A 24,581-nucleotide genomic window follows, 5' to 3' on the forward strand; every position below is an offset into this window, starting at 1 on the left:
GGCAGTCCCCGCGAGGGAGCATTCTTGGCGTCTCAGCTTCAGAGCAGGCCGTTCTCCTCGAGCCAGTCGCCGGCGATCTCCTCTGAGCCCAGCTGCTCGTCGACGCTGCGGGCGTTGAGTTCGCGCAGCGCCTCCGGGGTGAGCTTCTCGTTCACCGATGCGATGGCCTGCTCGGCGGCCTCATCGACCTTGTCGGAGACCAGCGGAACCACCTGCTGCGGCAGGATCAGGCCCTCGGGGTCTTCCAGTACGACCAGGTCGTTGGCGGCGATGGCCGGGTCTGCGGTGTAGATGTCGGCCACCTGCACCGTCCCGTCGGTCAGCGCCCGAACCGTCAGCGGGCCACCGGAATCCTCCACCGGGAGCACCTCGATGTCGACGCCGTAGATCTCCTTCGCCCCCTCCGGGCCGTAGGGGCGGGTGGCGAACTCGGAGTTCGCGGCCATCTTCAGCGGCTCCCCGACGCCAGCCAGGTCGGCGATCGCCGTCAGGCCATGCTCCTCGGCGAAGGCCGCCGTCACGGTGTACGAGTCCTGATCCGTGGCCTCGGCCGGGTCCAGCACGCGCAGCCCGTCCGGGAGTGCCTCAGCCAGGGCGGCGTTCACCTCATCGGCGGTGCGGGCCGTGGTCTCGGCGTCGACGTACTGCAGCAGGTTGCCGGTGTATTCAGGGAAGACGTCGATCTTGCCCGCCTCCAGTTCCGGCAGGTAGGTCTCGCGCTGCCCGATCTGGAACTGCCTGTCGACCGTGTACCCCTCGGCCTCGAGCGCCTGGGCGTACAGCTCGGCGATGATCTCGTTGGAGTAGTACTGCTGGGAGCCGACGACGAGCGTCTGCCCGCCCTCCGGCTGAGCCGAGGTGGCGTCGGCGGAGGGCTCGCCGAGTGGGTCTGTGGATGCGCAGCCGGCCAGGGCGAGGGCGGTGGCTGCCGCGAGGATGGTCAGGCGGAGGGCGGTCATGGTGGTTCCTTCCGGGAGGTGGTCAGGGGGTCCTGATACCAGCGGGCGTCACCCGGCGTTGCAGCCAGGCGAACACGAGGTCGACGATCAGCGCGATGGTCATCACGGCGAGCGCGGCCCCGAGCATCTGAGGGTAGTCCTGGGTGCGTAGGCCGAGGAAGAGTTGCCGCCCCAGACCTCCTGCCCCGACGTAGGCGGCGAGGGTCGCCGTGGCGATCACCTGCAGCATCGCCGAGCGGATGCCGCCGGTGAGCAGGGGCAGGCCCAGCGGCACCTCCACCCGCCACAGCACCTGACTCGGGCTGAGCCCGGTGGCACGTGCCGCGTCGATGGTGGCGGGCTCGATGGCGCGGATCCCGGCGTAGGCGCCGGCCAGGATGGACGGGACGGAGAGGATCACGAAGGCCACCATGGGCCCGACCAGGCCCACCCCGAAGGCCAGGCCCGCCAGGGTGAGGACCCCGAGCGTGGGCAGGGCGCGGGCTGTCCCCGTCGTCGCGACGGTCAGGCCGTCGAACCGGCCGCTGTGCCCGACCAACCAGCCGACCGGCACCGCGATCAGGCACGCGATCGCCACGGCCACCACCGAGTAGGCCAGGTGCTCCACGGCCCGGTGCAGCACCCCGCCGTCGCCCAGCAGGTGGGCGGGGTCGGTGAGCCAGACGACGGCGTCGATGAGGTGTCTCATGCGCGCCGCCACGGCATCAGCCAGCGTCCGAGCAGCACCCAGGCCGCGTCGAGGACCAGCGCCACGACGGCCGTCATGACGAGGCCGGTGAGGATCTCCGCGGTGATCCCGCGCTGGAACCCGTCGGTGAACAGCATGCCGAGGCTGGGGACGCCCAGCACGGCACCGACGGTCACCAGCGACACCGTGCTGACGGAGGTGACGCGCAGGCCGGCCAGCAGCGTGGGCCCGGCCAGCGGCAACTCGACGGTCAGGAACCGCGCCGCCCGGGTGTAACCGAGCGCCCTCGCCGCGTCGACCGGGCCCTTCTCGTTGGCGCGCAGCGCGTCGACCACGGCCGGGACCATCAACGCCAGCCCGTACAGCGTGAGCGCGACGATGACGTTGAGGCTGTCGCGGACGCCGGTGCCGATCAGGGCAGGCAGCACGATGAAGAGCGGCAGCGAGGGGATGGCGTACAGGAGCGCAGCGCCAGTGACCAGCGGGGCGCGGAGCCGCCGCCGTCCCGCCGCGAAGCCGCCGATGACCAGCGCCACCAGGAAGCTGGCGGCGATGGCGGGCACCGCGAGGGCGAGGTGGGCGAGCGTGCGCTCCCAGATGAGGTCGAGGTTCGCGGCGATCCAGGTCACGACGGCTCCGCGAGTCTCCCCGCGGCGCGGCCACGCCCGTCGACGACGATGCGGCCCTCCGCGGAATCCACGATGTGCAGCGCCCGAGCGTCCCTGCCCAGGCCGAGGAAGTCGGCGACGAACGCGTTCGCCGGCGCCGCCAGGATGTCCGGGCCGGTGCCCCGCTGGGCGACGTGGCCGCCCTGCTCGAGGATGATGATCTGGTCACCCAGCAGGAGTGCCTCGTCGATGTCGTGGGTGACGAACACGATGGTCTTGCCCAACTCGGCCTGAAGGCGCAGCAGTTCGTTCTGCAGGTCCGCGCGCACTATGGGGTCGACGGCCGCGAACGGCTCGTCCATGAGGAGGATGTTGGGGTCAGCGGCCAGGGCGCGGGCCACGCCGACGCGTTGCTGTTGCCCGCCCGAGAGTTGCGCGGGGTAGCGACCAGCCAGGCCGGCGTCGAGGCCGACCAGTTCCATCAGTTCTGCCGAACGTCGATGGGAGTCGCGCCGCGTCGTGCCCAGCAGGCGGGGCACGGTCGAGATGTTGTCGACGACGGTGCGGTGCGGCATGAGACCCGCGCTCTGCATCACGTAGCCGATGCGTCGGCGCAGGGCGACCGGGTCCTGGCCGGCGATGTCCTCGTCGTCGATCAGCACCCGCCCCGCAGTGGGTTCCACCATGCGATTCACCATCCGCAACAGGGTGGTCTTGCCGCATCCGGACGAGCCGACCAACACGGTGGTGGTGTGGGAGGGGATGCGCGCGCTGAACTCTGCCACGGCGGGCGTCTGGCCGCCGTACAGCTTCGAGACCTGCTCGAATTCGATCACGCGGCCACCGCCATGCTTGCGATCCTAGCCACATTGTCGGCGCACACCAGCGGGTCCGGCCGCACTACCCCGGCTCTCTGCCCGGCCCCTACGGCGTCAGTGGGCGCCGAGTTGCCCCGAGGGCCGCTGGTGGCGGGCCGCCGACGACGCATTCAGGCCGACGATCTCGACGTTCTTGCCGTAGCGCTCGTACTTCGACTCGAACTGGTAGACGAGGTCGTTGCTGGTGGCGAAGAAGAGCTCACCGGTCACCTTGTAGACGGGGCCGCCCTCGCCGTCGATGCGCTGCACCTTCGCGAAGCGAGCCACGCGGCGGGCGAAGACGATGATGGCCGCGTTGACGCCCACCAGCACGCCGATGGCGAGGTTGCTGGTCAGCACCGTGACGATGACGGTGACGAACATCCCGATGTTCTCGCTGTGCGGCATGCGGCGCAGGGTGGAGGGCTTGACACCCTGCCCCCAGCCCTCGCGGGTCTTGGTGGAGTGTGTGTCGGTGATGTCGTCGACGAGCTTGGCGGTCATCAGCGACTCCATCAGGCCCACCAGCGCCATGCCCAGCGCGTACGGCGCGATGATGCGCAGCGTCTCGAGCGTGAACGGCACCTGGGGGATGAGGAGTTCGGGCAGCACTTTACTGACAGCGGCGGCGTGCGCGAAAAATCTGCCCCCGGCGAAGGGGCGTCCGGACCGGAGGCGGGCCGGGCGGCGCTCGGGTCAGCCCAGCGTGCCGTCGACGTAATACCAGCGGCCGTCCACCTGGGTGAAGCGGCTGCGCTCCTGCAACACGCCCATGCCATCGGGCGAAAGGAACGTGGCCGTGAACTGCACGGTGCCCTCGTCGTCCCAGGCATTGCCCCGCTCGGTCCGCTCGATCACGAGGCCGGACCACTGGGTGCCGTCGTCGAGGCTGATCGACGGTGGGCGCGTCGTCGGGTGCCAGGTCTCCATGAGGTGGTCACTCAGGCCGAACACGAACGCGGAGTAGCGCGACCGCATGAGCGCGACGGCCGTGGGGGCCGGGCGGCCGTCGTGGAAGCGGCCGCAGCAGGCCGGGTAGACCTTGCCGGTGTCGCAGGGGCACGGCAGCGGTGCGCTCATAGGTTGTCTCCCCAGGTCCAGGTGATGTCGGCCTCGCGTTCAGGGGCGAAGCTACCACCTAGCTGAAGGCAGTTCTCCGGCGAGTCGAAGGACTCCCCGCCGAGCACGAGCCGCAGATCCTGGATTCCTCGCTCGCAGCGACCGTTGCTGAGCCACTTGAGGGTCAGTAGCGCGGAGGCGCCTGGCTCGAGGAGCGGGCTGGGCTCAAGGCCGGAGGCTGGTGCGGTGATCATGTCGCCCCAGCTGTTGCCCAGGTCCCGGCCGCGGAGGACGGGTTCTGGCAGGGTGAGCGTCTCGTCGGTGCAGTTGCGCACGCGCGCCCAGTGGAAGCGGCTGCCCAGCGCCGCGTCGTAGCCGACGAAGGCAACGGACAACGCCTGACCTTCAGAGCAGGGCGGCTCCTCGTCGACGTAGACGATCTGGGGCTTCTTCTCGACGGGCGGGTCCTGGTCCAGGGGTTCCACGCCCCGGGGGGATGGCTCGGGCTCCGGGAGACGGACCTCGGGCGGCAGTTCCGGCGGTGCCTCGACGGCCGGCTCGGCCCGCTGGGTCGCGACGCCACAGCCGCCCAGCAGTAGCGACAGCACAAGAAATGTCAGGAACCTCATGCCCCGACCCTAGGGGCTGATCCCCGGTGGCTTCTGTGGACGTCAGCACTGCGGTACCCACGAGCCGTTGCGCTGGACCGAAGGAGGATCCGGGCTGGGACCACGGATGGACGTCGCTCAGCGACGCGCGATGCCGTAGTGCGCAGCGAGGGCGTCGAGCGTGGCAAGATCGACGTCCAACATCGTTTCGAACTTGTACTTCGTGAGGTTCGGGCTGAGGACGTGAACCATGATCGACGAGCGCCTGGCACCGTTATCGCGGTGGACGGTGGCGATCTGCCGGCCGATCTCCTCCAGCAGCGCCTCGTTCGTGGCGGGGTCGTTGGTGTCCGAGCGGACGGTGCCGGAGACCCAGGCCGAGTCCCTCCCGCCGAACGCCCCCTGCATGGAGTAGCTGAAGTCCGTCAACTCCTCGACGTGGTCCAGCGGCTCCAGCGCCTCGACCAGGCGTCGATTCCACTCCTCGTCTGTGACGTCCGCGTCCTTGGATCCGCATCCGAACAGTCCCAAAACCCCCACACCGACTCCCATCAACAGTGCCCGTCGCTGCATCAACGTCCTCCGGCCGCGGCAGCAAGCCTGGAGACGAGTTGCGCCCCCAACTGGCCGGGCGGCACCTGGGTGATGCCCGTGCGTCCCGGCACCATGTAGTAGAGGTTGCGCCCGACGGCCCAGGCGTCGCTGGACGCGGAGGGGCCGGTGCTCGGCTCGCCCACCGCGTAGGCGAAGACGCTGGCCTCAGGCTCGAGGGCGTCGCGGACGTCCGCGGGCAGGGTGGGAAGTTGTAGGAGGCGCTGGGCGAACAGGTTCCGCTCGTACTCCCAGGCGGTGGGGACCTCCTCCAGCTTCAACATCAACGGCACGGCCTCGTCGCCGCGGGGCAGCCGGGGCTGGGCGCGCGCGAGATCCAGCGGCGGAAGGGCGCGGCGCAGCAACAGCCACGGATCCGACGACGGCGCCAACGCCACCTCGAGCATGGGATCCACGCCTGTGGCCTGCCACCCGTTCTCGGCGGGCGCCACCGCAGCTCGCGACGTGACCGTCACCATGTCGTCGCCCAGCACGAAGACCATCGCGTCGAAGGCGACGCCCTGGAACACGGAGACGAGTTCCATCCCGGCGCGCGCCCGCTGCGCGACGCGCAACGCCAGGCCCCAGTCGGCGGCCAGGCCGCGCGGGGTGACGATGCCCGCGGCCTCCCAGCCGGCGAGGGTGTCCTCGTCTGCATGGGGGAGCGTGTCGTCGCGGATCTGCTCCATGGCCGCGGCCCAGGTCTCGAACCCCACCAGGCCCACGCGGATTCCGTCCTGGGTCACCATCGTCTCGTCGGTCATCACTTCACCTCTCGCCCGAACTCTACGGAATAGGTGGTGGTCGTGCCGTTGAAGAAGCTGCCGTAGCTCTCCTCCAGGGCCTGGACCGGGCCCAACGCGGCCACGTCCTGCCGGTAGGTGTCCTGCAGGTGGGTGTACGTGGGCAGGTAGTCCGCCGGACCGGAGCCGGAGTGGTCGAGGGTGATGTTGGTCACGTTGCCGGGCACATCCCTCGTGCCGTCGAGCCGGTATCCGTTGACGTCTGTTCGGGGGACGGGGTCGTACTGGGTCTGGAAGTTGTAGACCGGCACGTCCGGCCGCATGTTCAGCGACTCCGTCGGCGCGCCCGCGCTGATGATGCCCTTCACGTCCACGCCGCTGAGGAACTGGTCGTCCGTGATCAACTGCCCGGCCACGATCCCGCCCTGCGAGTGCCCCGTCAGCAGCAGTTCCGGCCGGCCGCTCGGTACCGGCAACCCGTTGGCGCTGCGGTGGGCCAGGTCCTCGGCGATGGCGTCCTGGATGGCCTGTGACGCGGCATGCGTGGCAGAGGTGGGGCCCACGCCGTGGTGGAGGAAGTTGGCGGCCCAGTCCAGCCCTGACGGCTGCCCGGCCCACCCCTCCATGGTCGTCATCGCGTGCGCGGTGCCGGAGATGGCCGCCACGTAGCGCACGTTGCCGTTCCCGTCCACGACGGCGGTGACGGTGACCGAAGTGCGCTCGGCGCCCCCAGTGTCATAGGCCTTCATCATGGTCTCCATGACATCTGACAGGCCCGCGTAGCTGCTCTCGTGGGGATTGCGCTGCACCGGCCCGACGTAGGGCGTGCCGTCCTCGAAGATCTGCAGGTCCCGGCCCACCACGGCGTTGCCGACGAGGCCTGCGCCCTGCCCCAGCCGCGTGATGGCGTAGGCGCCGAGTTGCGAGAGGTAGGGCACCTCTCCGTTCTGGCGCCAGTCCACCAGCCACTGCGGCGGGTTGTCTCCCAGCTCCGCCCAGCGATCCCAGGCAGAGCCCACCGCCAGTGCACGGCGGTCGAAGAACTCCTGGACGCTGACGGCCGCGTTGGTGGCGGTGTCCACCGCCCACTCCATGCCTTCGCCGACCCGGTTTCCGATCCAGCGCCCGCCGTCGACGGCGGCATCGCCCCAGCCGACCATCGTGCTCCGCGCATCGGCCACCCACAGCTTCGCCGCGAGGGAGGCGTCGCAGGCGTTCAGCCGGAACAGCAGCGAGACGACGGAGGCGCTGAGCTGCATCCTGACCACCGGGCGACGCGGGTCGAGGTTGAAGCCCTGTTCGTTGGTGATCCCGCCGCTGTCGCCGATGGAGAAACCCCACCGGTGGGCCTTGTCGAGGGTGCTGTGTTGCGCGTGCTGGATGTCGTCGAAGGTGCCGGCGGCGCTGTCCAGCGCGCTCGCGACGGGCGGCAGTTCGTCGACGCGGCGCCGCACGGACCTGGTGAGTGTGCGGTGGGCCTCGCGACCCCGGGCGGCGGCGTCGCCGTCCCAGGTGGAGAAGTCGTGGGACTCCAGCTGCCCGTGTATTCGCGTCAGGGCCGAGTGGCTGTTGAGCAGGCCCTGGGCCTGGGCCCGCAGTTCGACGGGCTGCAGGGCGAGGCCGTCGGACCACCTCACGGCAGGCATCCGAAGAAGCCCGTCGCCGACTCGGTGGCGGCATCCTCGGCGGCTCGGTAGTTGCGGGCGGTGGTTTCGAGCGCGGTGGCGAACCCGTGGAGGTCTGTCGTCAACTGTTCCGCCGACGTCACCCACTCGGCGTCGGTCTCGGCGGCCCGGCCGGCGCTCAGGCTGCCGGGCAGCGCAGCCACCACCCGGTTGAGGCGCATGCCCTTCGTGGCGCCGGGCGCATCCGACGCGAGCGCATGCGCGTCGTCGGCGGTCTGCTCCAGCGCGCCGTAGTCGACTTTGTAGCCCTCACCCATGCCCCTGACCCTATGCAGGGCAGGGGTCACCGACGCTAGCCCCGGAACGTGGGGAGGTCGTGGGCCCGGAACTGGCCCATCACCCGCTCGATGAGGTCCTTCGACGGGGGCTCGGTGTCCGCGAGTTCGTAGGGGATGCCGAGGGATGCCCACTTGTCGCGGCCCATCTGGTGGAACGGCAGCACCTCGACCCGTTCGACGGCGTCACCCAACGTCGCGACATGCGCGGCGACCGCGTCGACGTTGGCCACGTCGTCGGTCAGGCCGGGGACGAGCACGAAGCGGATCCACATCCGGTTGCCCCGCTCCGCAAGGCGGCGGGAGAAGTCGAGCGTGGGCTGCAGTTCGCGCCCGGTGGTGCGCACGTAGGTGTCCGGGTCACCCGATTTGATGTCCAGCAGCACGAGGTCGACGTCGTCGAGCAACTCGTCGGACGCGTTGCGCCCGAGGAAGCCTGAGGTGTCGAGCGCGGTGTGCAGGCCCATCTCCTTCGCGGCACGCAACAGGCGTCCTGCGAAGACGGGCTGGAAGAGGGGTTCGCCGCCGGACAGCGTCAACCCGCCGCCCGTGGCGCGGAAGACCCCGCGGTACCGGCGCACCCTGGCCACGATGTCGTCGAGCAGGACGGGCTCGCCCTTGTTCGTGAAATACGTGTCCGGGTTGTGGCAGTAGAGGCAGCGCAGCGGGCAGCCTGCCAGGAAGACCGTCAGCCGGGTGCCCGGCCCGTCGACCGCGGTGACGAGCTCCCAGGAATGCACGGAGCCGAGCTCACCGCTGCGGACAGCAGCGATGTGCTCGGCGTGCGTCATCTCGCCGGCCGACGCGATACCGGCCGTGCCCGACGTCGCGCGCAGGCGCGGGACGTCGAGCACCGGTAGCTCTTCTGTGGTCACGCGTTCCCGTGGAACGTGCGGGCCAGGACGTCGCGCTGCTGGTCCTTGGTGAGCTTCACGAAGTTCACGGCATAACCCGAGACGCGGATGGTCAGGTTCGGGTAGTTGTCCGGGTTCTCCATCGCGTCCTCGAGGGTTTCGCGGTTGAGCACGTTGATGTTGGCGTGGAAGAGGCCGGGCTGGTGCGAGCGCTCGTCGCGCGACGCCTTCATCGTGGCCAGGCGCTCATCGAAGGTCTTGACTGACATCTGGGGGTTCTCCTTAGTTCTCGGGCACGAAGCCGGCGTCGAGCAGGCCGACGAGGTTGCTCACCTGTTCGGTCTTGTCGCGGCCGAGGCCCGACGGGGTGATGGTGTTGGTCAGCGAGATGCCGTCGAGGGCATCGTGGTAGTCGAGCTTGCCCACCGACAGCATGGACGCGAGCATGCCGTGCGAGTCGGCGCCGTTCTCCGGGTTGGCGCCGGGCGCGAACGGGGCGCCGGCCTTGTGGCCCGACGGGAAGGCGCCGGTGTTGCGGCCGTACACCACGTTCGAGGTGATCGTGAGCACCGACTGCGTGGGCAGCGCGTCGCGGTAGAGGTGCTGCGCGCGGATCTTCTGCATGATCGTGTGCACCACGACGGCGGCGATCTCGTCGGCACGGTCATCGTCGTTGCCGTAGCGGGGGAAGTCGCCCTCGGTCCGGTAGTCGATCACGAGGCCCGTCTCGTCGCGCACCGGGGTGACGGTGGCGTAGCGGATGGCCGACAGCGAGTCCGCCACGATCGACAGGCCGGCGATGCCGCAGCCCAGCGTGCGCAGGATCTCGGAATCGTGCAGCGCCATCTCGATCGACTCGTAGGCGTACTTGTCGTGGCTGTAGTGGATGATGTTGAGCGCCTCCACGTAGGTGGCCACCACCCAGTCCAGCACCTGCTCGTAGCGGTGCCACACGTCGTCGAAGTCCAGGGGGCCGTCGCCCGTGACGGGTTCGTAGCCCTCCACGATCTGCTTGCCGCTCATCTCATCGCGGCCACCGTTGATGGCGTAGAGGAGCGCCTTGGCGGCGTTCATGCGGGCGCCGAAGAACTGCATCTGCTTGCCCACCCGCATGGGCGACACGCAGCACGCGATGGCCGCGTCGTCGCCCCAGTAGTCGCGGATGCGGTCGTCCGCCTCGTACTGCAGCGAGCTGGTCTCGATCGAGATCGCCGCGCAGAAATCCTTGTAACACTGGGGGAGGGCCGGATCCCAGAAGACGGTGATGTTCGGCTCGGGGGCGGGGCCCAGGTTGCGCAGCGTCTGGAGCAGACGGAACGAGGTCTTGGTGACCATCGAGCGGCCGTCCTCACCGAGGCCCGCGTCGGACCAGGTGGCCCAGTAGGGGTCGCCGGAGAAGATCTGGTCGTAGTCGATGGTGCGCAGGAAGCGCACGATGCGCAGCTTGATGACCAGTGCGTCGATCATCTCCTGCGCGTCGGTCTCGGTGATGAGGCCAGCGGCCAGGTCACGCTCGAAGTAGACGTCGAGGAAGGCCGACAGCCGGCCGATCGACATGGCCGCGCCGTCCTGGCTCTTGATGGAGGCGAGGTAGCCGAAGTACGTCCACTGCACGGCCTCCTTGGCGGTGCTGGCCGGACGCGAGATGTCGAAGCCGTAGATCTCGCCCAGGTGCTTCAGCTTCTGCAGGGCCTTGATCTGCTCGGAATGCTCCTCGCGGTAGCGGGCCCAGTGCTCGCTGAAGCCCTCGTCGGCGACCGCGTCCTTGGCGCGCTTCTTGTCCTCGATGAGGGCGTCGACGCCGTAGAGGGCGACGCGGCGGTAGTCGCCGATGATGCGACCACGTCCGTAGGCATCCGGCAGGCCCGTGATGATGTGCGAGGAGCGCGCGGCGCGGATGCGCGGCGTGTAGATGTCGAAGACCGCCTCGTTGTGCGTCTTGCGGTACTTGGTGAAGATCTCCTTGACGTGCTCGTCCGGCTTGGCGCCGGCCTCGCGCAGCGCGGTCTCGACCATGCGCCAGCCGCCGAACGGCATCATGGCGCGCTTCAGCGGGGTGTCGGTCTGCAGGCCGACGACCACGTCATCGCCCTTCCAGATGTAACCCGCCGGGAAGGCGTCGATGTCGGCCGGGATCTCGGCGTCGACGGCGAACACGCGGTTGCGGCGCTCGACGGAGAGGTAGTTGTCTTCGAGGCGCTGCCAGGTGGCAGTCGTCTTCTCGGTGGGGCCGGCGAGGAAGGAGGCATCCCCGTCATACGGGGTGTAGTTGCGTTGGACAAAGTCCCGCACCTCGATCTGGGTCCGCCAGGGGCCCTCTGTGAATCCGTCCCACTCGGTGGGGTCGTTTACCAATGTGTCTTCGGCTACGTTCAACGTCACGAGGGAACAGTTTACGACGATTTGTAGGACTAAGCGATTCGGGCATGGTGGCTGAGCGTTGGGGCCCCGTATGGGGGCGCAGGGTTTGGACAAACTCCCACGACACGGCATGGAACCCGGAGGTCGGGTTCCAGTGGTCAGACGGAACGAGCGTTTGCCGGGGCGCCGACATCAGCGGGTTTCGGCGACATCGCCGCCATGTGGCGGCGACGATAGGATGACGCGCATGAGTCACGTTCTTGCTGCCGTTGCCTGGCCCTACGCCAACGGCCCCCGCCATATCGGTCATGTCTCGGGCTTCGGGGTTCCCTCCGATGTGTTCTCCCGGTACATGCGCATGGCGGGCCACGACGTGCTCATGGTCTCCGGCTCGGACGAGCACGGCACCGCCATCCAGGTGAAGGCCGATTCAGAGGGCCTCACGGCTCGCCAGACGGCGGACAAGTACCACGGCCAGATCGTCTCGGACCTGCAGGGGCTCGGCCTCAGCTACGACCTGTACACGCGCACCACCACGCCGAACCACTATCACGTGGTGCAGGAGATCTTCACCGCCCTCTACGAGAACGGCTACATCGTCGCGAAGACGCAGATGGGCGCCATCTCGCCGTCGACGGGTCGCACCCTGCCGGACCGCTTCATCGAGGGCACGTGTCCCATCTGCGGGTACGACAACGCCCGCGGTGACCAGTGCGACAAGTGTGGCAACCAGCTGGACCCGGCAGACCTCATCGACCCGAAGTCCAAGGTCAACGGCGAGACCCCCAACTTCGTGGAGACCGAACACTTCTTCCTCGATCTGCCGAAGCTCGCACCGCAGCTGGCCGAGTGGATCGATTCGCGGGAAGACTGGCGCCCCAACGTGCTGAAGTTCTCGCACAACCTGCTCAAGGAGATCCGTGAGCGCGCCATCACGCGTGACCTCGACTGGGGCGTGCCCGTCCCGCTCGACGGCTGGCGCGACGCCCCGATGAAGCGCATCTACGTGTGGTTCGACGCCGTCATCGGCTATCTTTCGGCATCCATCGAATGGGCCAAGCGCACCGGCGACCCGGACGCGTGGCGCAAGTGGTGGAACGACGACCGGGCCTCCTCCTACTACTTCATGGGCAAGGACAACATCGTCTTCCACTCCGTCATCTGGCCGGGCATCCTGCTGGGCGCCAACGGCCAGGGCACGATGGGCGGCACCATCCGTCCCGAGCTCGGCGAGCTGCGGCTCCCCACGGAAGTGGTCAGCTCCGAGTTCATGACCATGCGCGGCTCGAAGGTCTCCAGCTCGCGCGGCGCCTCCATCTTCGTCGGCGACTTCCTCAACGAGTTCGGCCCCGATGCGCTGCGCTACTACATCGCCGTGGCCGGCCCCGAGAACCAGGACACGGACTTCACGTGGGAGGAATTCGTCCGCCGGACCAACTTCGAGTTGGCCAACGAGTGGGGCAACCTCGTCAACCGCTCGATCTCCATGGCGCACAAGAACAACGGAGCCATCCCGGCCATGGGCGAGCTCAGCGACGAGGACCGGGCGCTGCTCGACGCGTCTCGGGAGGCCTTCCACACCGTCGGGGACCACATCGCCGCCCGCCGGTTCAAGGCCGGTATCACCGAGGCCATGCGTGTCGTCGGCCTCGCCAACAAGTACATCTCCGACATGGAGCCGTGGAAGCTGAAGGACGACCCGGCCCGCCGCGACACCGTCCTGCACGTTGCGCTCCAGGTGATTTCGGACTGCAACACGCTCCTCACCCCGTACCTCCCGCACGCCGCCCAGCAGATCTTCGAGGCGCTCGGCAACGAGGGTGTGTGGGCCGCGCAGCCGCAGATCGTCGACGTGACCGACGGCGACCTGACCTACCCCACCCTGCAGGGCGACTACGCGTCGCAGCTGGCGGTGTGGGAGTCGCGCCCGATCGTCGCCGGCACGCCGTTGCAGAAGCCCTCGCCGCTGTTCACGAAGCTGGACGAGAAGCTGGGCCAGACCGGCCCGGCATTCGCGCCCATCCCGGAGTAGCCCGCTCGGTCGTCAGCTGTCGCGCCCGCGGAAGGCGGCGCGGAGCTGCTCCCGGTGGACGGCCGCCACCGCCGTGAGCGGGATCCCGGCCGGGCACACCTCGACGCATTCGCCGAAGCTGGAGCACGGGCCGAACTGGGCGTCCAGCGCCTCTCCCACGGCCCGGGCGCGCTTGCCGCGCTCCAACTTCCCGTGCGGGATCAACGCGAGATGGGCGAGCTTGGCGCCGGCGAACAGGTGGGCGGCGCCGTTGGGGCAGGCGGCGACGCACGCGCCGCAGCCGATGCACGCCGCGAAGTCCAGGGCCAGTTCGGCGTCGCCGTGGCCGACGAGCAGGTCGTCGGCGTCCGGCGCGGTGCCGGCCATGACGTCGACGTGCCCCCCGGCCTCGATCAGCCGGTCCAGCGACGAACGGCCCACCACCAGATCCCGCACGACGGGGAACGCAGCCGAGCGCAACGGCTCGATGCGCAACGTCGAGATGCCCCCGAAGGCGCGCAGGTGCTGTCGACAGGACGGCGTCTTCGGCACCGGGCCGTGGGGGCGGTCGTTGACCGTCACACCGCACGCACCGCAGACCCCCTCCCGGCAGTCGGATTCGAACTGGATCGGCTCCACGCCCGAGTCCGCCAGTTGGTCGTTGAGCCTGTCCAACAACTCGAGCAGGCTCATCTCCGGCGTCGCATCGTCGACGACATGCGTCTCGAAACGACCCTCGGCCGCGGGCGAATCCTGTCGCCAGACCTCTATCTCGACTCTCATCGGTAGTTCCTCACCGCCAGGGGCACCAGGTCGAAGCTGAGCTCCTCCAAGTGCCGGGTGTGCCTGCCCTCCGGTGTGGTCTCCCAGGCGGAGACGTTGCACCAGCGCCCGTCGTCGCGGGCAGCCTCGCCGTCGGCCGTCGCGAACTCCTCGCGGAAATGAGCCCCGCAGGATTCGGTGCGGTCCAGGGCGTCGAGGACCATCAGCTCCGCCAATTCAAGGAAATCGGCGACTCTCGCGGCGCGCTCCAACTCCTGGTTCAGCCGGTCGGCCGGCCCGGCGACCCGCACGTCGCGCCAGAACTCTTCGCGCAGCGCCCGCACCTCGTCGAGCGCCCCCCGCAGGCCCTGCTCGCTGCGTGACACGCCGCAGCCGCGGTACAGGATCTCGCCGAGGCGGCGGTGGAAGGCGGCGGGGCGGGCCACGCCGTCGTTGTCCACCAGCCTCCGGGTGCGGTCCTGCACCCAGGCCAGCGACTCGGCGGCCTCAGCCGAGCCCGCTTCGAGGAGGGGAGTGCCGACGAGCGGCGCCAGGTGGTTCGGCACCGACAGTGGCAGCGTGAACCAGCCGTCGACGCAGGCGCTCAGCAGCGAGTTCGCGCCCAGCCGGTTGGCGCCGTGGTAGTTGCTGCCCGCCTCGCCGCCGACGAACAGGCCGGGCACCGTCGTCATCTGGTCGTAGTCGCTCCACAGACCGCCCATGGTGAAGTGCGCGCCCGGCGCGATCCGCATCGGAACGGCGTACGGATCCTCGCCCGTGGCGTCGTGGTACATCTCGAACAGGTTGCCGTACCGCTCGGCGATCGCGGGCCGTCCCAGCCGTGCGATCGCGTCACGGAAGTCGAGGTACACCGAGTTCCGCAACGGCCCGACGCCCCGGCCTGTCTCGATCTCGTCCCTGGCGGCGCGTGAGGCGATGTCGCGAGGCGTGAGGTTGCCGAAGGCGGGGTAGCGGCGCTCCAGGTAGTAGTCGCGCTCCGCCTCGGGGATGTCTCCCGCCGGTCGGTCATCTCCCGGCCGCACGGGCACCCAGATGCGGCCGTCGTTGCGGAGCGACTCGCTCATCAGCGTCGTCTTGGACTGCCAGTGCGAACTCACCGGCAGGGCTGTGGGGTGGAACTGCACGAACGACGGGCTGGCGAACAGGGCCCCGCGCCGGTGGGCCCGCCAGGTGGCCGTCGCGTTGGAGTTCATCGCCAACGTGGAATGGAAGTAGACGGAGCCGTAGCCACCGGTGGCCAGCACGACGGCGTGACCGGGTGTGAAGCTGACCGCGCCGGTGACCAGGTCACGGGTCACGATGCCCTGGGCGCGGCCCTCAGCGACGACGAGGTCCAGCATCTCGGTGCGCGTGTGCAGCCGCACAGTGCCGCGCGACACCTGCCGGAGCAGCGCCTGCGCGGCGGCGACCTGCAACTGCTGGCCCGTCTGGCCGCGCGTGTAGTAGGTCCGCGACACCTGCACGCCGCCGAACGAGCGCGTCGCCAACTGCCCGCCGTACTCGCGGGCGAAGGGGGCACCGATGGCCTGGAGATGGTCGATGACGCGGACCGACTCGGTGGCCAGCCGCACGACGTCGGCCTCGCGCCCGCGGAAGTCGCCGCCCTTGACGGTGTCGCTGATGAACCGTGCCAGGGAGTCGCCGTCGACCTTCCGGGCCCGGGCCGCGTTGATGCCGCCCTGGGCCGCGACGCTGTGGGCCCGCCGTGGCGCATCGTGGAACGTGAAGCACTCGACGTGGTAACCCAACTCTCCCAACGCCGCCGCTGCGCCGGCCCCGGCCAGGCCGGTGCCTACCACGACCACGGTCATCTTTCGCCGGTTCGCGGGGCTGACGAGGCGGTATTCCGAGGTGCGTCGCGCCCACGCGGTGGCGGGGTTACCGGCCGGCACGTGCGCGTCGAGCATCATGCGATCACCCCGGCCAGGACCAGCACGGGAATGGCGGCGTTCCCGGCTACGACGGCCAACGCCAGCACCGCCCCGCCGGCGGCCCAGACTGCGCGGAACCGCCGCCCGGTCACGCCCCAGTCCTGCAGCAGCGCGCGCCAACCGTGCCAGATGTGCGCGCCGATGACCACCATGGTGAAGGTGTAGAAGGCCGCCATCCACGGCCGGGAGAAGCTCGCCACCAGGTTCGCGTAGGCGGGGATCACCCCGTCGGGGGCGGCGTGGGCGTAGGAGCTGGGGGCGACCAGGGCGCCAATGGTGAGGTCCAGTAGGTGCACCACCACGAACACGAGGATGACCACCCCGCCGGGCAGCATGGTGCGGGCGCCCCAGGCGGTGGCGCGGGGCATGGAGCGACGGCGGTGTGCGCCGCGCGCGGCACGCCCCCGTAGCCACAGGGCCAGCGCAGCCCACACGTGGGCGACCAGGCTCACGGCGAGGGTCAGGCGCAGGGCCCAGAGCACGCCCTTCTTCGGGATGAGGGGATAGCCCACCTCACGCAGCCACGTCGCGTAACCGTCCAGGGATGCCCGACCTCCGTAGACCTTGAGGTTGCCGACCATGTGGATGAACACGAAACCCACGAAGACCACGCCGGTGACGGCCATCACCTGCTTCAGTGCGAAGGTGCTGGGCCGGTGCCTCGTCGCGGCCGGTCGTTGCAGAACGGCGGTCATGCCTCGACCGTAGCCCAGCTCCCTTGGGGCTCAGCGGCCGGGGTGAGTCACCGGCGCTTCACGGAGGCGAGGGCCCTGCGCATCGACATTCCTCGGAAGCCGGCACTCAGCGCCGCGCGCCGCAGCGCCGGTTCGGAGCGGTACAGGGCCCACCCTCGGTGGAGCAACACCGCCGGTGGTTTCCGGTGTTCCTTGAGGTCGCGGGCCAGGCGGCGCAGGAAGTTGGCCGCCCGTCGCCTGTCCAGCCACAGGGCCTCCACCGTCAGACCTTCGGCGCGGGCGGCGGCCAGCGCCTGGATGGCGAAGATGCCCTCGGCCAGCACGATCTGCGCGGTGCCCAGGTCGACGGTGCGGGTCCCGACCCGTCGGGACAGGGAGATGTCGTAGACAGGCAACTCCGCCCGCCCGTCCCGCAGGAGGGTGCGCAGCGTGTCTACGGCCAGTTCCATGTCCCAGCAGGCGACATCGTCCCAGTCCGGGATGCCCATGGGCGTCATGGGGAGGCCCGGATGGCCAAGGTCGCGGTAGAAGTCGTCGAGGGACAGCGCGACGACGTGCTCACCGTCGGCTGCCAGGCTGGTGATCCGCGATTTTCCGCTGCCGGAGGGACCCGCGATCAGCACCAGCGTTCGAACCATGGGACAGAATCGTAGGGCAAAGACCCGCGTCGATCAGCATCGGCCACCGTGCTCGGGCCCGGCCGACGTGGGCACCCGACACCAAGGGGTGTGGCGGAGGTGGGGCGCCTCTGGTGTGCTGGACGGATATCCCGCTGCGCCAGCAGCGCGAGACCGGAAGGGACGCAACATGAACGACCTGTCGCCCACCCTGATCGCGGTGATCATCGCCGCCATCATCATTGTCATCGTTGTGATCGTGCTCATCGTCCGCGCCGCGGGCAAGCGCAGGACGGAGCAGCTCGTCGAGGATCGGCGCCATGCGGAGGAACTGCGGCGGGACACGGACCGCGACCGGGTGGCCCTCCGCGAGCAGGAGCTGGGCGTGCGTAAGCAGGAACTCGAGGCGGAGCAGGCCCGCGTCAACGCCGAGAAGGCCCGCATCGAGGCCGAGCGGATCGAGCGGGAAGCCAGCCAGCGCCGCGAGAGCCTCGCCGAGAGCCAGGAGGACATCGACAGGCGCACCCGCGAGGCTGAGAAGCTCGATCCGGACCGTCGCGACGACGGTTCGATCCGCCACGATGCGCACGAGTTGCGTGACACGGACGACCACCGCGGCGTCACCGACGACCACCGGCGCGACGACCATCGCCACTGATCCCACTCAACTTACGAGGGGCGACTCCACCGGAGTCGCCCCTCGTTGCGCTTGGCTGAGGTTTACCAGCTTCCGCCGCCACCGCCGCCGAAGCCGCCCCCGCCGCTGAAGCCGGAGAAGCCGGACGAGCCGCCCGTGGCCTGGCTCATGCCGTCCATCCGGGCCTCGTTCATGACGCTGTTGAACGAGCTGGTGAGGTTGTTCATCGCGCTGGCGAAGTAGTAGCCGTGCATGAGGTCTGCTCCGATGTACCACGAGGTGTCGGCCTGGTAGATGCCTTCGGCGCCGAGCTGCGCGAACAGCTTCGACCAGCGGTCGGCCACGCCGAACACGATGGCGTAGGGGAGGTACTTGGAGAAGATGTCCTCGCCCTCCTCGAAGCGGAGGGTCTCCTTCTCGGCGGTGCGCAGGTAGAGCTCGAAGCCCTTGGCCTGCGCCAGGTAGGCCGAGCCGGTGGCCGTGCGCTTGCGGAAGCCGCCGGACAGCAGGATCAGGCCGATGCCGAACAGCGCCACGGGGATGGCGAGCAGGCCCCAACCGAAGGCGCCGAAGACGAACCCGATCCCGACGGCCACCAGCAGGAGGAGCACACCCATGCCGATGGGCACCATCTGCGCCACCTGGGGATTGCTCTTGAACCAACCCTTCTGGACGACGGCGTTGTACAGGCCCTGCCGCGCGTCGGGCAGCACGTTCTGGAACTTCGCCTTGCTCAGTTCGCGGGAGCGACGCACTGCCTGGCCCTTGAAGATGTCGCCGAGCAGCTTGCGCTCATAGGGCAACAGGGTCTCGCCCGTCGGCGGGTTGGTGGCGTAGAGGGTGAAGTCCTTGCGCCCGTCGGATTCGATTTGCAGGAAACCGCGCACGGCCAGGTCGATGATGGTCGCGGACACGTCGACGTTGTCGGCCGTCGCGTCGATCAGGGTGCCGATCTCGCCGGGGGTGGCGCCCTTCGGCGGGTGGAACTGGACGGTCACGGGGGTCTTGCCCGCCTTGGTGCCGACGCGTCCCTGCTCGCCCGCTGTGGGCGTGAGGCCAGGGGTCAGGCCCAGGAAGACCTCGTCGCGGGTGTGCCTGCGGCGCACGATCAGCAGCCCTGCGATGGCCGCGATGAGGCCGGCACCGGTGACCGCGCCGGTGGCGGGGGTCAGCTCGAAGGGGCTGACGATCTCCTCGATGGTCTGCGTGGCGCCGCCGAAGGTGCCGGCGGGGAACCCTGCGACCACCTGCACCGGGGTCTTCGGGTTGACGGCGGGGACGGCGAACGTGGCGCTGTTGCCGCTGTAGGACGTCTCACACGGGGTCTGGTTGTCGTAGGGGCCGTAGAAACAGGCCGTCTTCTCCACGCCCGCGGGGCCCGTTACGGTGACCCGCACGTCGCTGAACCGCGACTCCCACGCGGGGCCGATGACGTCCCAGTTGAACTCGTCGAGGCCAGACTCGGGATGGTCAGAGGCGATGAGGCCCTTCACGTCGTAGGAGACGACGTAGTCCTGGGGCGTGGTGTTGACCACGTTGGCGTTGCCGATGCGCAGCCGGAAACCGTCGGAGCTGCTCTCACGCTGCACGTCGGTGCGGGCACCGGTGGGGGAGGAGACGCTGATGTTGTCGTACTCGAAGATGTAGCGCTTGCCGTCGCCCTCCTGCTGGGTGGGGAACAGGAAGTAGGGCCCCCGCCCGTTGAACGCCGCGAAGTCCATCGTGAAGTCGACCTCCACCTGGGCGATCCCGTCCTCGGTGAGGTTGACGTCGACGTAGTAGCGCGTGATCGGCGCCGAGTCGTCCGCGGCGGCGGGTACCACGGCCCAGGCGGTGAACAGGACGAGCAGAAGGGCCGTGAAAGCGGCGCGCAGCTTGAGCATGGTTCCAGAGTACCCAGGCCGGGGGAGCGTGGGCCGGGCACCTGGAGGGATACCTCCCGATCCGCGAACCCGGCTGATTACGCGTGGAGAGGGTACGGTTCAGGTGTGAATGAAACCCCGGCGCGCATCACGGTGGCGATCGTCAACGACTACCCCGTAGTCGTGGAAGGCGTGGCGCAGTTGTTGGCGCATGACACCCGCCTGCAGCTCGTCGAGCTGGACACCATGACCCACCCGCGGCAGGCCGTCGACATCGTCCTGTTCGATGCGTTCGGCCAGTTGCATCTCGAAGACGACATCCGGCAATTGCTGGCCAACCCGAAGTACGGCCGAGTGGTCGTCTACACCTGGAACATCAGGCCGGAGCAGGTGGCGAAGGCGCTCGAGATCGGCGTCCACGGCTACGTGTCCAAGGTGGCCGACGGCAACACGTTGTGTGACGCGCTGGTGCGCGTCCACGGTGGTGAGCGGGTGGTCGAGCCCAAACCGGTGCCGCACGAGATCGAATCCGGCGACTGGCCGGGCCGTCGTCACGGCCTCTCCGCGCGTGAGGCCGAGGTGATCGCCATGATCACCCAGGGCATCACCAACGATGAGATCGCCAAGGCCAGCTACCTCAGCATCAACTCCGTCAAGAGCTACATCCGCTCCGCCTACCGCAAGATGGGCGTCGAACGCCGTAGCCAGGCCGTGCTCTGGGGCGTGGAGAACGGGATGCTCCCACGCCGCCAGCGCAGGGAACTCTAGGCCTCCACGCCCAGAGCGGCCGCCATCTCACGCCTCAGCGTGACGAGCTTCTCGGCCGCATGGACTCGCGCGGCGGGCACGTCCTGGGATTCGTCGACGCCCAGGCGCACCTCCAGGTAGCACTTGAGCTTCGGCTCGGTGCCGGAGGGCCTGGCCACCACGTGCACGGATTCCCCGGTCAGCTCGACGGCGTCCGTGGGCGGTAGCGTCTCGGAGCCCTCGGCGAGGTCTGCCACGACGACGGGCTCGCCCAGCAACTCGGCCGGCGGGTTCGCGCGGAGCCGCGCCATGGCGTCGGCGATGAGGGACAGGTCCGCCACCCGCACCGACAGTTGCGACGTGGCCGTGAGCCCGTGCGTCCGGGAGATCTCGGCGAGCCGGTCCGCCAGCGTGCGGCCTTCCGCCTTGAGCCCGGCGACGATCCGCAGCACGGACAGGGCCGCGGTGATGCCGTCCTTGTCCGGCACCGCACGGGAATCGCAGCAGTAGCCGATGGCCTCTTCGTAGCCGAACGCCAGGTCTGCCACCCGGCCGATCCACTTGAAGCCGGTGAGCGTCGTGACGTGCGGCCTGCCGGCGGCGCGCGCCATGCGGCCGAGCTCGGTGGAACTCACCACGGAGTTCGCGAACCGACCGGGGACGCCGCGACGGATGGCGTCGTCACCGAGGAGCGAGCCCAGTTCATCGCCGGTCAGCATGCGCCACTGTCCGTCCACGACGGCGGCCACGGCGCAGCGGTCCGCGTCGGGGTCGTTGGCGATCACGACGTCGGCACCCTTGTCGGCCGCCAGGGCGACCGCCAGGTCGATGGCGCCCTTCTCCTCGGGGTTGGGGAACGCGACGGTGGGGAAGTTCGGGTCTGGCTGCGACTGCTCGCCGACCTCATTGGCGGCCGGGAGGCCGACCGCCTCGGCCACGGCGCGGACGGTGGCGGTGCCCACCCCGTGCATGGCGGTGTGCACCCAGACGACGTCGCGCGGGGCGTCGGCGGGGTACAGCGTGACCGCGCGGGAGACGTAGGCCCGGCGCAGTTCGGCGGTGATGTCGGTGCGCTCAGTTCCGCGGGGGAGGTCCGTCCAGTCGCGGGAGGCGACCTTGGCGATCTCGGCCGCGATCTCCGCGTCCGTGGGCGGCACGATCTGGGAACCGTCGCCCAGGTACACCTTGTAGCCGTTGTCCTGCGGGGGGTTGTGGCTGGCGGTCACCACGACGCCGGCGACGCAGCCGAAATGCTGGATGCCGAAGGCGATCACCGGGGTGGGCGTCGGTTCGGTGACCCACAGCACCTCGAAGCCGGCGCCGGCCATGACGCGGGCGGTGTCCTCGGCGAAGTCCGTCGACTTGTGGCGCGCGTCATAGCCGACGATGACCTTGCCACCGTCGTGCCCCTGGGCCTTGAGCCACGCGGCGAAGCCTGCGGCGGCCTGGGTGACGACCGAGCGGTTCATCCGTGCGGGGCCGGGCCCGAGCGCTCCTCGCAGACCCGCGGTGCCGAACTCGAGCGGGCCGGCGAAGGCCAGCTTCAGTTCCCTCTCAGCGGCCTCGCGGAACGTCGGGTCGTTGGCCTGGGCCTGGACAACGAGGTGGTCGAGCTGTTCACGGGTCTCCGGATCCGGGTCCATGTCGCGCCAGCGGATGGCAGCGTTCAGCAGGTCCTGCATCACAGCCTCCCCACGATGGCAGACAGCAGCGCCGCGAGCCGCGGGCCCGCATCGCGCCCGGCCTGGAGCACCTCGGCATGGTCGAGGTTGCTGTCGCTGAGCCCGGCGGCGGCGTTGGTGACGAGCGACAGGCCAAGGACCTCGAGGCCTGCCTCGCGGGCGGCGATGGTCTCCAGCGTGGTGGACATGCCGACGAGGTCGCCGCCGAGGATGCCGGCCATGCGGACCTCCGCCGGCGTTTCGTACTGCGGCCCGCGGAACTGGACGTACACGCCCTCCGGCAGGCTGCCGGCGGCTTCCTGGGCCACGGCGCGCAGACGCGTGGAATAGGCCTCGGAGAGGTCGACGAAGTTGGCGCCCTCGAGCGGGGTGTCGCCGGTCAGGTTGATGTGGTCCTTGATCAGGACGACGGTGCCGGGCGCCCAGTCCGGGTTGAGGCCGCCGCAGCCGTTGGTCAGCACCATGGTGGTGGCGCCCCAGGCCGCAGCGGTGCGCACGCCGTGGGCGACGGGCGCGACGCCGCGCCCTTCGTAGTAGTGCGTGCGGCCGGTGAAGATCGCGGCCAGCTTGCCACCCGCGGTGCGGACGAGGAGCAGTTTGCCGCCGTGGCCGCTGACCACGGGCCTGCTGAAGCCGGGCACGTCGCCCAGTTCGAGTTCGCCCACGGGTTCGCCGAGGGAATCAGCCCCGGACGCCCAGCCGGAACCCAGCACGAGGGCGATGTCGATCGCCTGTTCGCCCAGACGGTCACGTAGATACGTTGCGGCCTCGGCGGCCAGCTCAAATGCTTCACTCACGCCCATCAGCATAAGTGAGCCGCCTCACGTGCGGCGCGGCTATGGAAGGATGGGGGCCGTGACCAAGGTTGTGATCATCGGTGGTGGACCCGGCGGCTATGAGGCCGCTCTCGTCGGAAATCAGCTGGGCGGTGAGGTCACCCTGATCGAACGCGACGGGCTCGGCGGAGCCGCGGTGCTGAGTGACTGTGTGCCGTCGAAGACGCTCATCGCCACGGCAGAGGTGATGGTCCGCATCAAGAACGCGAACCAACTCGGGCTGCACATCCAGGCCGGGAACCTCCGCGAAGTGGTCAAGGTGGACCTGGCCGAGGTCAACGAGCGGGTCCTGGCACTCGCCCAGGCCCAGTCCGACGACATCGCGGCCAAGCTGCGTCGCGACGGCGTGCAACTGGTGACCGGCCAGGCACGCCTGGACGGCGCGAACCGCGTCGTCGCCACCACCGAGGCCGGCGAAGAGAGCTTCGAGGCCGACATCGTGCTGGTGGCCACGGGCACCACGCCGCGTGAACTGCCCGAGGCCAGGTGCGACGGCGAGCGCATCCTGAACTGGAAGCAGGTCTACAACCTCACGGAGGTCCCGGAGCGGCTGATCGTCGTCGGCTCCGGTGTGACCGGCGCGGAGTTCGCCTCCGCCTACGACGGCCTGGGCTGCGAGGTTGTCCTGGTGTCGTCCCGCAAACAGGTGCTCCCCGGCGAGGACCAGGACGCCGCCGCCGTGCTGCAACGCGCGTTCGAGCGCCGCGGCATGCAGATCCTGTCGGAGAGCCGTGCGGTCGCCGCCCGGCGGCAGGGTGACGGCGTCGTCGTGACGCTGGAGGACGGCCGCGAGGTGGAGGGTTCGCACTGCCTGATGGCAGTGGGCGCCATCCCGAACTCGGCCGGTCTGGGCCTCGAGGAGGTGGGCGTCGAACTGGGCAAGTGGGGACACATCCCCGTGGACCGCGTCTCGCGCACCTCACACCGCAACATCTACGCCGCCGGCGACGTGACCGGGGTGTTCGCCCTGGCATCGGTGGCGGCCATGCAGGGCCGCATCGCCATGTGGCACTCGCTGGGCGACGCCGTGGCGCCGTTGGACATGCGCACGGTGTCGTCGAACGTGTTCACCACCCCGGAGATCGCGACGGTGGGGGTGACCCAGAAGGCGGTGGACGCCGGTGAGGTCCGCGTCGCCTCCGTCCTGCTGCCGTTGGCCCCCAACGCCCGCTCGAAGATGATGGGTTTCACCGACGGGTTCGTGAAGCTGTTCTGCCTGCCGACCACCGGCATCATCATCGGTGGCGTCGTGGTGGCACCCCGGGCCTCGGAGTTGATTCACGCCGTCTCGCTGGCCGTCGCGCAGAAGATCACCGTCGACGAGTTCAGCCACGCCTTCACCGTCTACCCGTCGATGTCCGGCTCCATCGCGGAGGCGGCCCGTCGTCTGCACAACCGCGACGACCCCCTGATGACGCAGTAGTCGCAGCAGGCCCCCGGCTGCGGTTCGCTCTGGTCTAGCCCTCAACGGCCAGCTGCGTCTCAGTGCTGG

Annotated in this window: 25 protein-coding genes; 4 read left to right on the forward strand and 21 right to left on the reverse strand. The window is 69.4% G+C overall.

Features of this window, described 5'->3' with window-relative positions:
• Positions 1-38 precede the first annotated feature (38 nt).
• The 14 genes from ACZK4S_RS05445 to ACZK4S_RS05510 form a co-directional block, all read right to left on the reverse strand.
• Positions 39-959 carry an ABC transporter substrate-binding protein gene (locus tag ACZK4S_RS05445; RefSeq protein ID WP_463643615.1) on the reverse strand — a complete coding sequence of 307 codons (921 nt, stop codon included), beginning with the start codon at positions 957-959 and terminating at the stop codon, positions 39-41.
• A gap of 22 nt (positions 960-981) precedes the next feature.
• Positions 982-1,647 carry an ABC transporter permease gene (locus tag ACZK4S_RS05450; RefSeq protein ID WP_463643616.1) on the reverse strand — a complete coding sequence of 222 codons (666 nt, stop codon included), beginning with the start codon at positions 1,645-1,647 and terminating at the stop codon, positions 982-984.
• A complete protein-coding gene (locus ACZK4S_RS05455; RefSeq protein WP_463643617.1) occupies positions 1,644-2,276 on the reverse strand; it encodes an ABC transporter permease in 633 nt (210 codons plus the stop codon). The genes ACZK4S_RS05450 and ACZK4S_RS05455 overlap by 4 nt, the downstream gene beginning before the upstream one ends.
• Positions 2,273-3,091 (reverse strand): ABC transporter ATP-binding protein, encoded by an 819-nt coding sequence (locus ACZK4S_RS05460; RefSeq protein WP_463643618.1) that lies wholly within the window; start codon positions 3,089-3,091, stop codon positions 2,273-2,275. Before ACZK4S_RS05460 ends, ACZK4S_RS05455 begins: the two co-directional genes overlap by 4 nt.
• Positions 3,092-3,187: 96 nt before the next feature.
• Entirely contained in the window at positions 3,188-3,724 is a 537-nt protein-coding gene (locus tag ACZK4S_RS05465; RefSeq protein WP_463643619.1) for a SulP family inorganic anion transporter, read from the reverse strand.
• An 84-nt stretch (positions 3,725-3,808) separates the two neighbouring features.
• Positions 3,809-4,192 carry a YchJ family protein gene (locus ACZK4S_RS05470; protein WP_463643620.1) on the reverse strand — a complete coding sequence of 128 codons (384 nt, stop codon included), beginning with the start codon at positions 4,190-4,192 and terminating at the stop codon, positions 3,809-3,811.
• Positions 4,189-4,800 (reverse strand): hypothetical protein, encoded by a 612-nt coding sequence (locus ACZK4S_RS05475; RefSeq protein ID WP_463643621.1) that lies wholly within the window; start codon positions 4,798-4,800, stop codon positions 4,189-4,191. Before ACZK4S_RS05475 ends, ACZK4S_RS05470 begins: the two co-directional genes overlap by 4 nt.
• A gap of 117 nt (positions 4,801-4,917) precedes the next feature.
• The gene (locus ACZK4S_RS05480; protein WP_463643622.1) at positions 4,918-5,352 is read right to left on the reverse strand and encodes a hypothetical protein; all 435 of its coding nucleotides are present in this window, start codon (positions 5,350-5,352) and stop codon (positions 4,918-4,920) included.
• Positions 5,352-6,134: a hypothetical protein gene (locus ACZK4S_RS05485; RefSeq protein ID WP_076060237.1), complete on the reverse strand. Its 783-nt coding sequence runs from the start codon at positions 6,132-6,134 to the stop codon at positions 5,352-5,354. Before ACZK4S_RS05485 ends, ACZK4S_RS05480 begins: the two co-directional genes overlap by 1 nt.
• Entirely contained in the window at positions 6,134-7,750 is a 1,617-nt protein-coding gene (locus tag ACZK4S_RS05490) for an alpha/beta hydrolase family protein (protein WP_463643623.1), read from the reverse strand. Before ACZK4S_RS05490 ends, ACZK4S_RS05485 begins: the two co-directional genes overlap by 1 nt.
• Entirely contained in the window at positions 7,747-8,055 is a 309-nt protein-coding gene (locus tag ACZK4S_RS05495; protein WP_463643624.1) for a WXG100 family type VII secretion target, read from the reverse strand. Before ACZK4S_RS05495 ends, ACZK4S_RS05490 begins: the two co-directional genes overlap by 4 nt.
• Before the next feature lie 35 nt (positions 8,056-8,090).
• On the reverse strand, positions 8,091-8,948 hold the full coding sequence (pflA, locus tag ACZK4S_RS05500; protein WP_463643625.1) for a pyruvate formate-lyase-activating protein: 858 nt from the start codon (positions 8,946-8,948) through the stop codon (positions 8,091-8,093).
• Positions 8,945-9,196: an autonomous glycyl radical cofactor GrcA2 gene (gene grcA2, locus ACZK4S_RS05505; RefSeq protein ID WP_076060246.1), complete on the reverse strand. Its 252-nt coding sequence runs from the start codon at positions 9,194-9,196 to the stop codon at positions 8,945-8,947. The genes pflA and grcA2 overlap by 4 nt, the downstream gene beginning before the upstream one ends.
• 13 nt (positions 9,197-9,209) lie before the next feature.
• Positions 9,210-11,309 (reverse strand): pyruvate formate lyase family protein, encoded by a 2,100-nt coding sequence (locus ACZK4S_RS05510; RefSeq protein ID WP_463643626.1) that lies wholly within the window; start codon positions 11,307-11,309, stop codon positions 9,210-9,212.
• Between the two features lie 226 nt (positions 11,310-11,535).
• Between ACZK4S_RS05510 and metG the strand changes: the two genes are divergently transcribed.
• On the forward strand, positions 11,536-13,320 hold the full coding sequence (gene metG, locus ACZK4S_RS05515) for a methionine--tRNA ligase (protein ID WP_463643627.1): 1,785 nt from the start codon (positions 11,536-11,538) through the stop codon (positions 13,318-13,320).
• A gap of 12 nt (positions 13,321-13,332) precedes the next feature.
• Here metG and ACZK4S_RS05520 read toward each other — a convergent pair whose 3' ends face one another.
• From ACZK4S_RS05520 to ACZK4S_RS05535, 4 genes are all read right to left on the reverse strand, one after another.
• Entirely contained in the window at positions 13,333-14,082 is a 750-nt protein-coding gene (locus ACZK4S_RS05520; protein ID WP_463643628.1) for a succinate dehydrogenase/fumarate reductase iron-sulfur subunit, read from the reverse strand.
• Entirely contained in the window at positions 14,079-15,992 is a 1,914-nt protein-coding gene (locus ACZK4S_RS05525) for a fumarate reductase/succinate dehydrogenase flavoprotein subunit (RefSeq protein WP_463643629.1), read from the reverse strand. The genes ACZK4S_RS05520 and ACZK4S_RS05525 overlap by 4 nt, the downstream gene beginning before the upstream one ends.
• Positions 15,989-16,639 carry a succinate dehydrogenase/fumarate reductase transmembrane subunit gene (locus tag ACZK4S_RS05530; protein ID WP_463643831.1) on the reverse strand — a complete coding sequence of 217 codons (651 nt, stop codon included), beginning with the start codon at positions 16,637-16,639 and terminating at the stop codon, positions 15,989-15,991. Before ACZK4S_RS05530 ends, ACZK4S_RS05525 begins: the two co-directional genes overlap by 4 nt.
• A 116-nt stretch (positions 16,640-16,755) precedes the next feature.
• On the reverse strand, positions 16,756-17,346 hold the full coding sequence (locus ACZK4S_RS05535) for a uridine kinase family protein (protein ID WP_463643630.1): 591 nt from the start codon (positions 17,344-17,346) through the stop codon (positions 16,756-16,758).
• A 169-nt stretch (positions 17,347-17,515) separates the two neighbouring features.
• Here ACZK4S_RS05535 and ACZK4S_RS05540 point away from each other — a divergent pair, with 169 nt between their 5' ends.
• On the forward strand, positions 17,516-17,983 hold the full coding sequence (locus ACZK4S_RS05540; protein ID WP_076060261.1) for a hypothetical protein: 468 nt from the start codon (positions 17,516-17,518) through the stop codon (positions 17,981-17,983).
• A gap of 62 nt (positions 17,984-18,045) precedes the next feature.
• Here ACZK4S_RS05540 and ACZK4S_RS05545 read toward each other — a convergent pair whose 3' ends face one another.
• Positions 18,046-19,845 carry a DUF2207 domain-containing protein gene (locus tag ACZK4S_RS05545; protein ID WP_463643631.1) on the reverse strand — a complete coding sequence of 600 codons (1,800 nt, stop codon included), beginning with the start codon at positions 19,843-19,845 and terminating at the stop codon, positions 18,046-18,048.
• Positions 19,846-19,950: 105 nt separating this feature from the next.
• Here ACZK4S_RS05545 and ACZK4S_RS05550 point away from each other — a divergent pair, with 105 nt between their 5' ends.
• Entirely contained in the window at positions 19,951-20,592 is a 642-nt protein-coding gene (locus tag ACZK4S_RS05550) for a response regulator transcription factor (protein WP_076060265.1), read from the forward strand.
• On the opposite strand, the gene ACZK4S_RS05555 is transcribed toward ACZK4S_RS05550, so the two are convergent.
• Complete coding sequence (locus ACZK4S_RS05555) at positions 20,589-22,253, reverse strand: phospho-sugar mutase (RefSeq protein WP_463643632.1); 1,665 nt, start codon at positions 22,251-22,253, stop codon at positions 20,589-20,591. The two genes, ACZK4S_RS05550 and ACZK4S_RS05555, sit on opposite strands and share 4 nt — an antisense overlap.
• A complete protein-coding gene (locus ACZK4S_RS05560) occupies positions 22,253-23,050 on the reverse strand; it encodes a purine-nucleoside phosphorylase (protein WP_233120719.1) in 798 nt (265 codons plus the stop codon). The genes ACZK4S_RS05555 and ACZK4S_RS05560 overlap by 1 nt, the downstream gene beginning before the upstream one ends.
• Positions 23,051-23,108: 58 nt before the next feature.
• On the opposite strand from ACZK4S_RS05560, the gene ACZK4S_RS05565 reads away from it, so the two are divergent.
• Positions 23,109-24,512 carry an NAD(P)H-quinone dehydrogenase gene (locus ACZK4S_RS05565; RefSeq protein ID WP_463643633.1) on the forward strand — a complete coding sequence of 468 codons (1,404 nt, stop codon included), beginning with the start codon at positions 23,109-23,111 and terminating at the stop codon, positions 24,510-24,512.
• The last annotated feature ends 69 nt before the right edge of the window (positions 24,513-24,581 follow it).

This window comes from Tessaracoccus zhenghani, from assembly GCF_055326325.1.

What these genes read in the sequence shown, in the direction of transcription:
- ACZK4S_RS05445 (WP_463643615.1), bottom strand. Translation starts at nt 959, where the DNA reads ATGACCGCCCTCCGCCTGACCATCCTCGCGGCAGCCACCGCCCTCGCC.
- ACZK4S_RS05450 (WP_463643616.1), bottom strand. Translation starts at nt 1,647, where the DNA reads ATGAGACACCTCATCGACGCCGTCGTCTGGCTCACCGACCCCGCCCAC.
- ACZK4S_RS05470 (WP_463643620.1), bottom strand. Translation starts at nt 4,192, where the DNA reads ATGAGCGCACCGCTGCCGTGCCCCTGCGACACCGGCAAGGTCTACCCG.
- ACZK4S_RS05475 (WP_463643621.1), bottom strand. Translation starts at nt 4,800, where the DNA reads ATGAGGTTCCTGACATTTCTTGTGCTGTCGCTACTGCTGGGCGGCTGT.
- ACZK4S_RS05480 (WP_463643622.1), bottom strand. Translation starts at nt 5,352, where the DNA reads ATGCAGCGACGGGCACTGTTGATGGGAGTCGGTGTGGGGGTTTTGGGA.
- ACZK4S_RS05485 (WP_076060237.1), bottom strand. Translation starts at nt 6,134, where the DNA reads ATGACCGACGAGACGATGGTGACCCAGGACGGAATCCGCGTGGGCCTG.
- ACZK4S_RS05495 (WP_463643624.1), bottom strand. Translation starts at nt 8,055, where the DNA reads ATGGGTGAGGGCTACAAAGTCGACTACGGCGCGCTGGAGCAGACCGCC.
- grcA2 (WP_076060246.1), bottom strand. Translation starts at nt 9,196, where the DNA reads ATGTCAGTCAAGACCTTCGATGAGCGCCTGGCCACGATGAAGGCGTCG.
- metG (WP_463643627.1), top strand. Translation starts at nt 11,536, where the DNA reads ATGAGTCACGTTCTTGCTGCCGTTGCCTGGCCCTACGCCAACGGCCCC.
- ACZK4S_RS05520 (WP_463643628.1), bottom strand. Translation starts at nt 14,082, where the DNA reads ATGAGAGTCGAGATAGAGGTCTGGCGACAGGATTCGCCCGCGGCCGAG.
- ACZK4S_RS05525 (WP_463643629.1), bottom strand. Translation starts at nt 15,992, where the DNA reads ATGATGCTCGACGCGCACGTGCCGGCCGGTAACCCCGCCACCGCGTGG.
- ACZK4S_RS05530 (WP_463643831.1), bottom strand. Translation starts at nt 16,639, where the DNA reads ATGGCCGTCACCGGCGTGGTCTTCGTGGGTTTCGTGTTCATCCACATG.
- ACZK4S_RS05535 (WP_463643630.1), bottom strand. Translation starts at nt 17,346, where the DNA reads ATGGTTCGAACGCTGGTGCTGATCGCGGGTCCCTCCGGCAGCGGAAAA.
- ACZK4S_RS05540 (WP_076060261.1), top strand. Translation starts at nt 17,516, where the DNA reads ATGAACGACCTGTCGCCCACCCTGATCGCGGTGATCATCGCCGCCATC.
- ACZK4S_RS05545 (WP_463643631.1), bottom strand. Translation starts at nt 19,845, where the DNA reads ATGCTCAAGCTGCGCGCCGCTTTCACGGCCCTTCTGCTCGTCCTGTTC.
- ACZK4S_RS05555 (WP_463643632.1), bottom strand. Translation starts at nt 22,253, where the DNA reads ATGCAGGACCTGCTGAACGCTGCCATCCGCTGGCGCGACATGGACCCG.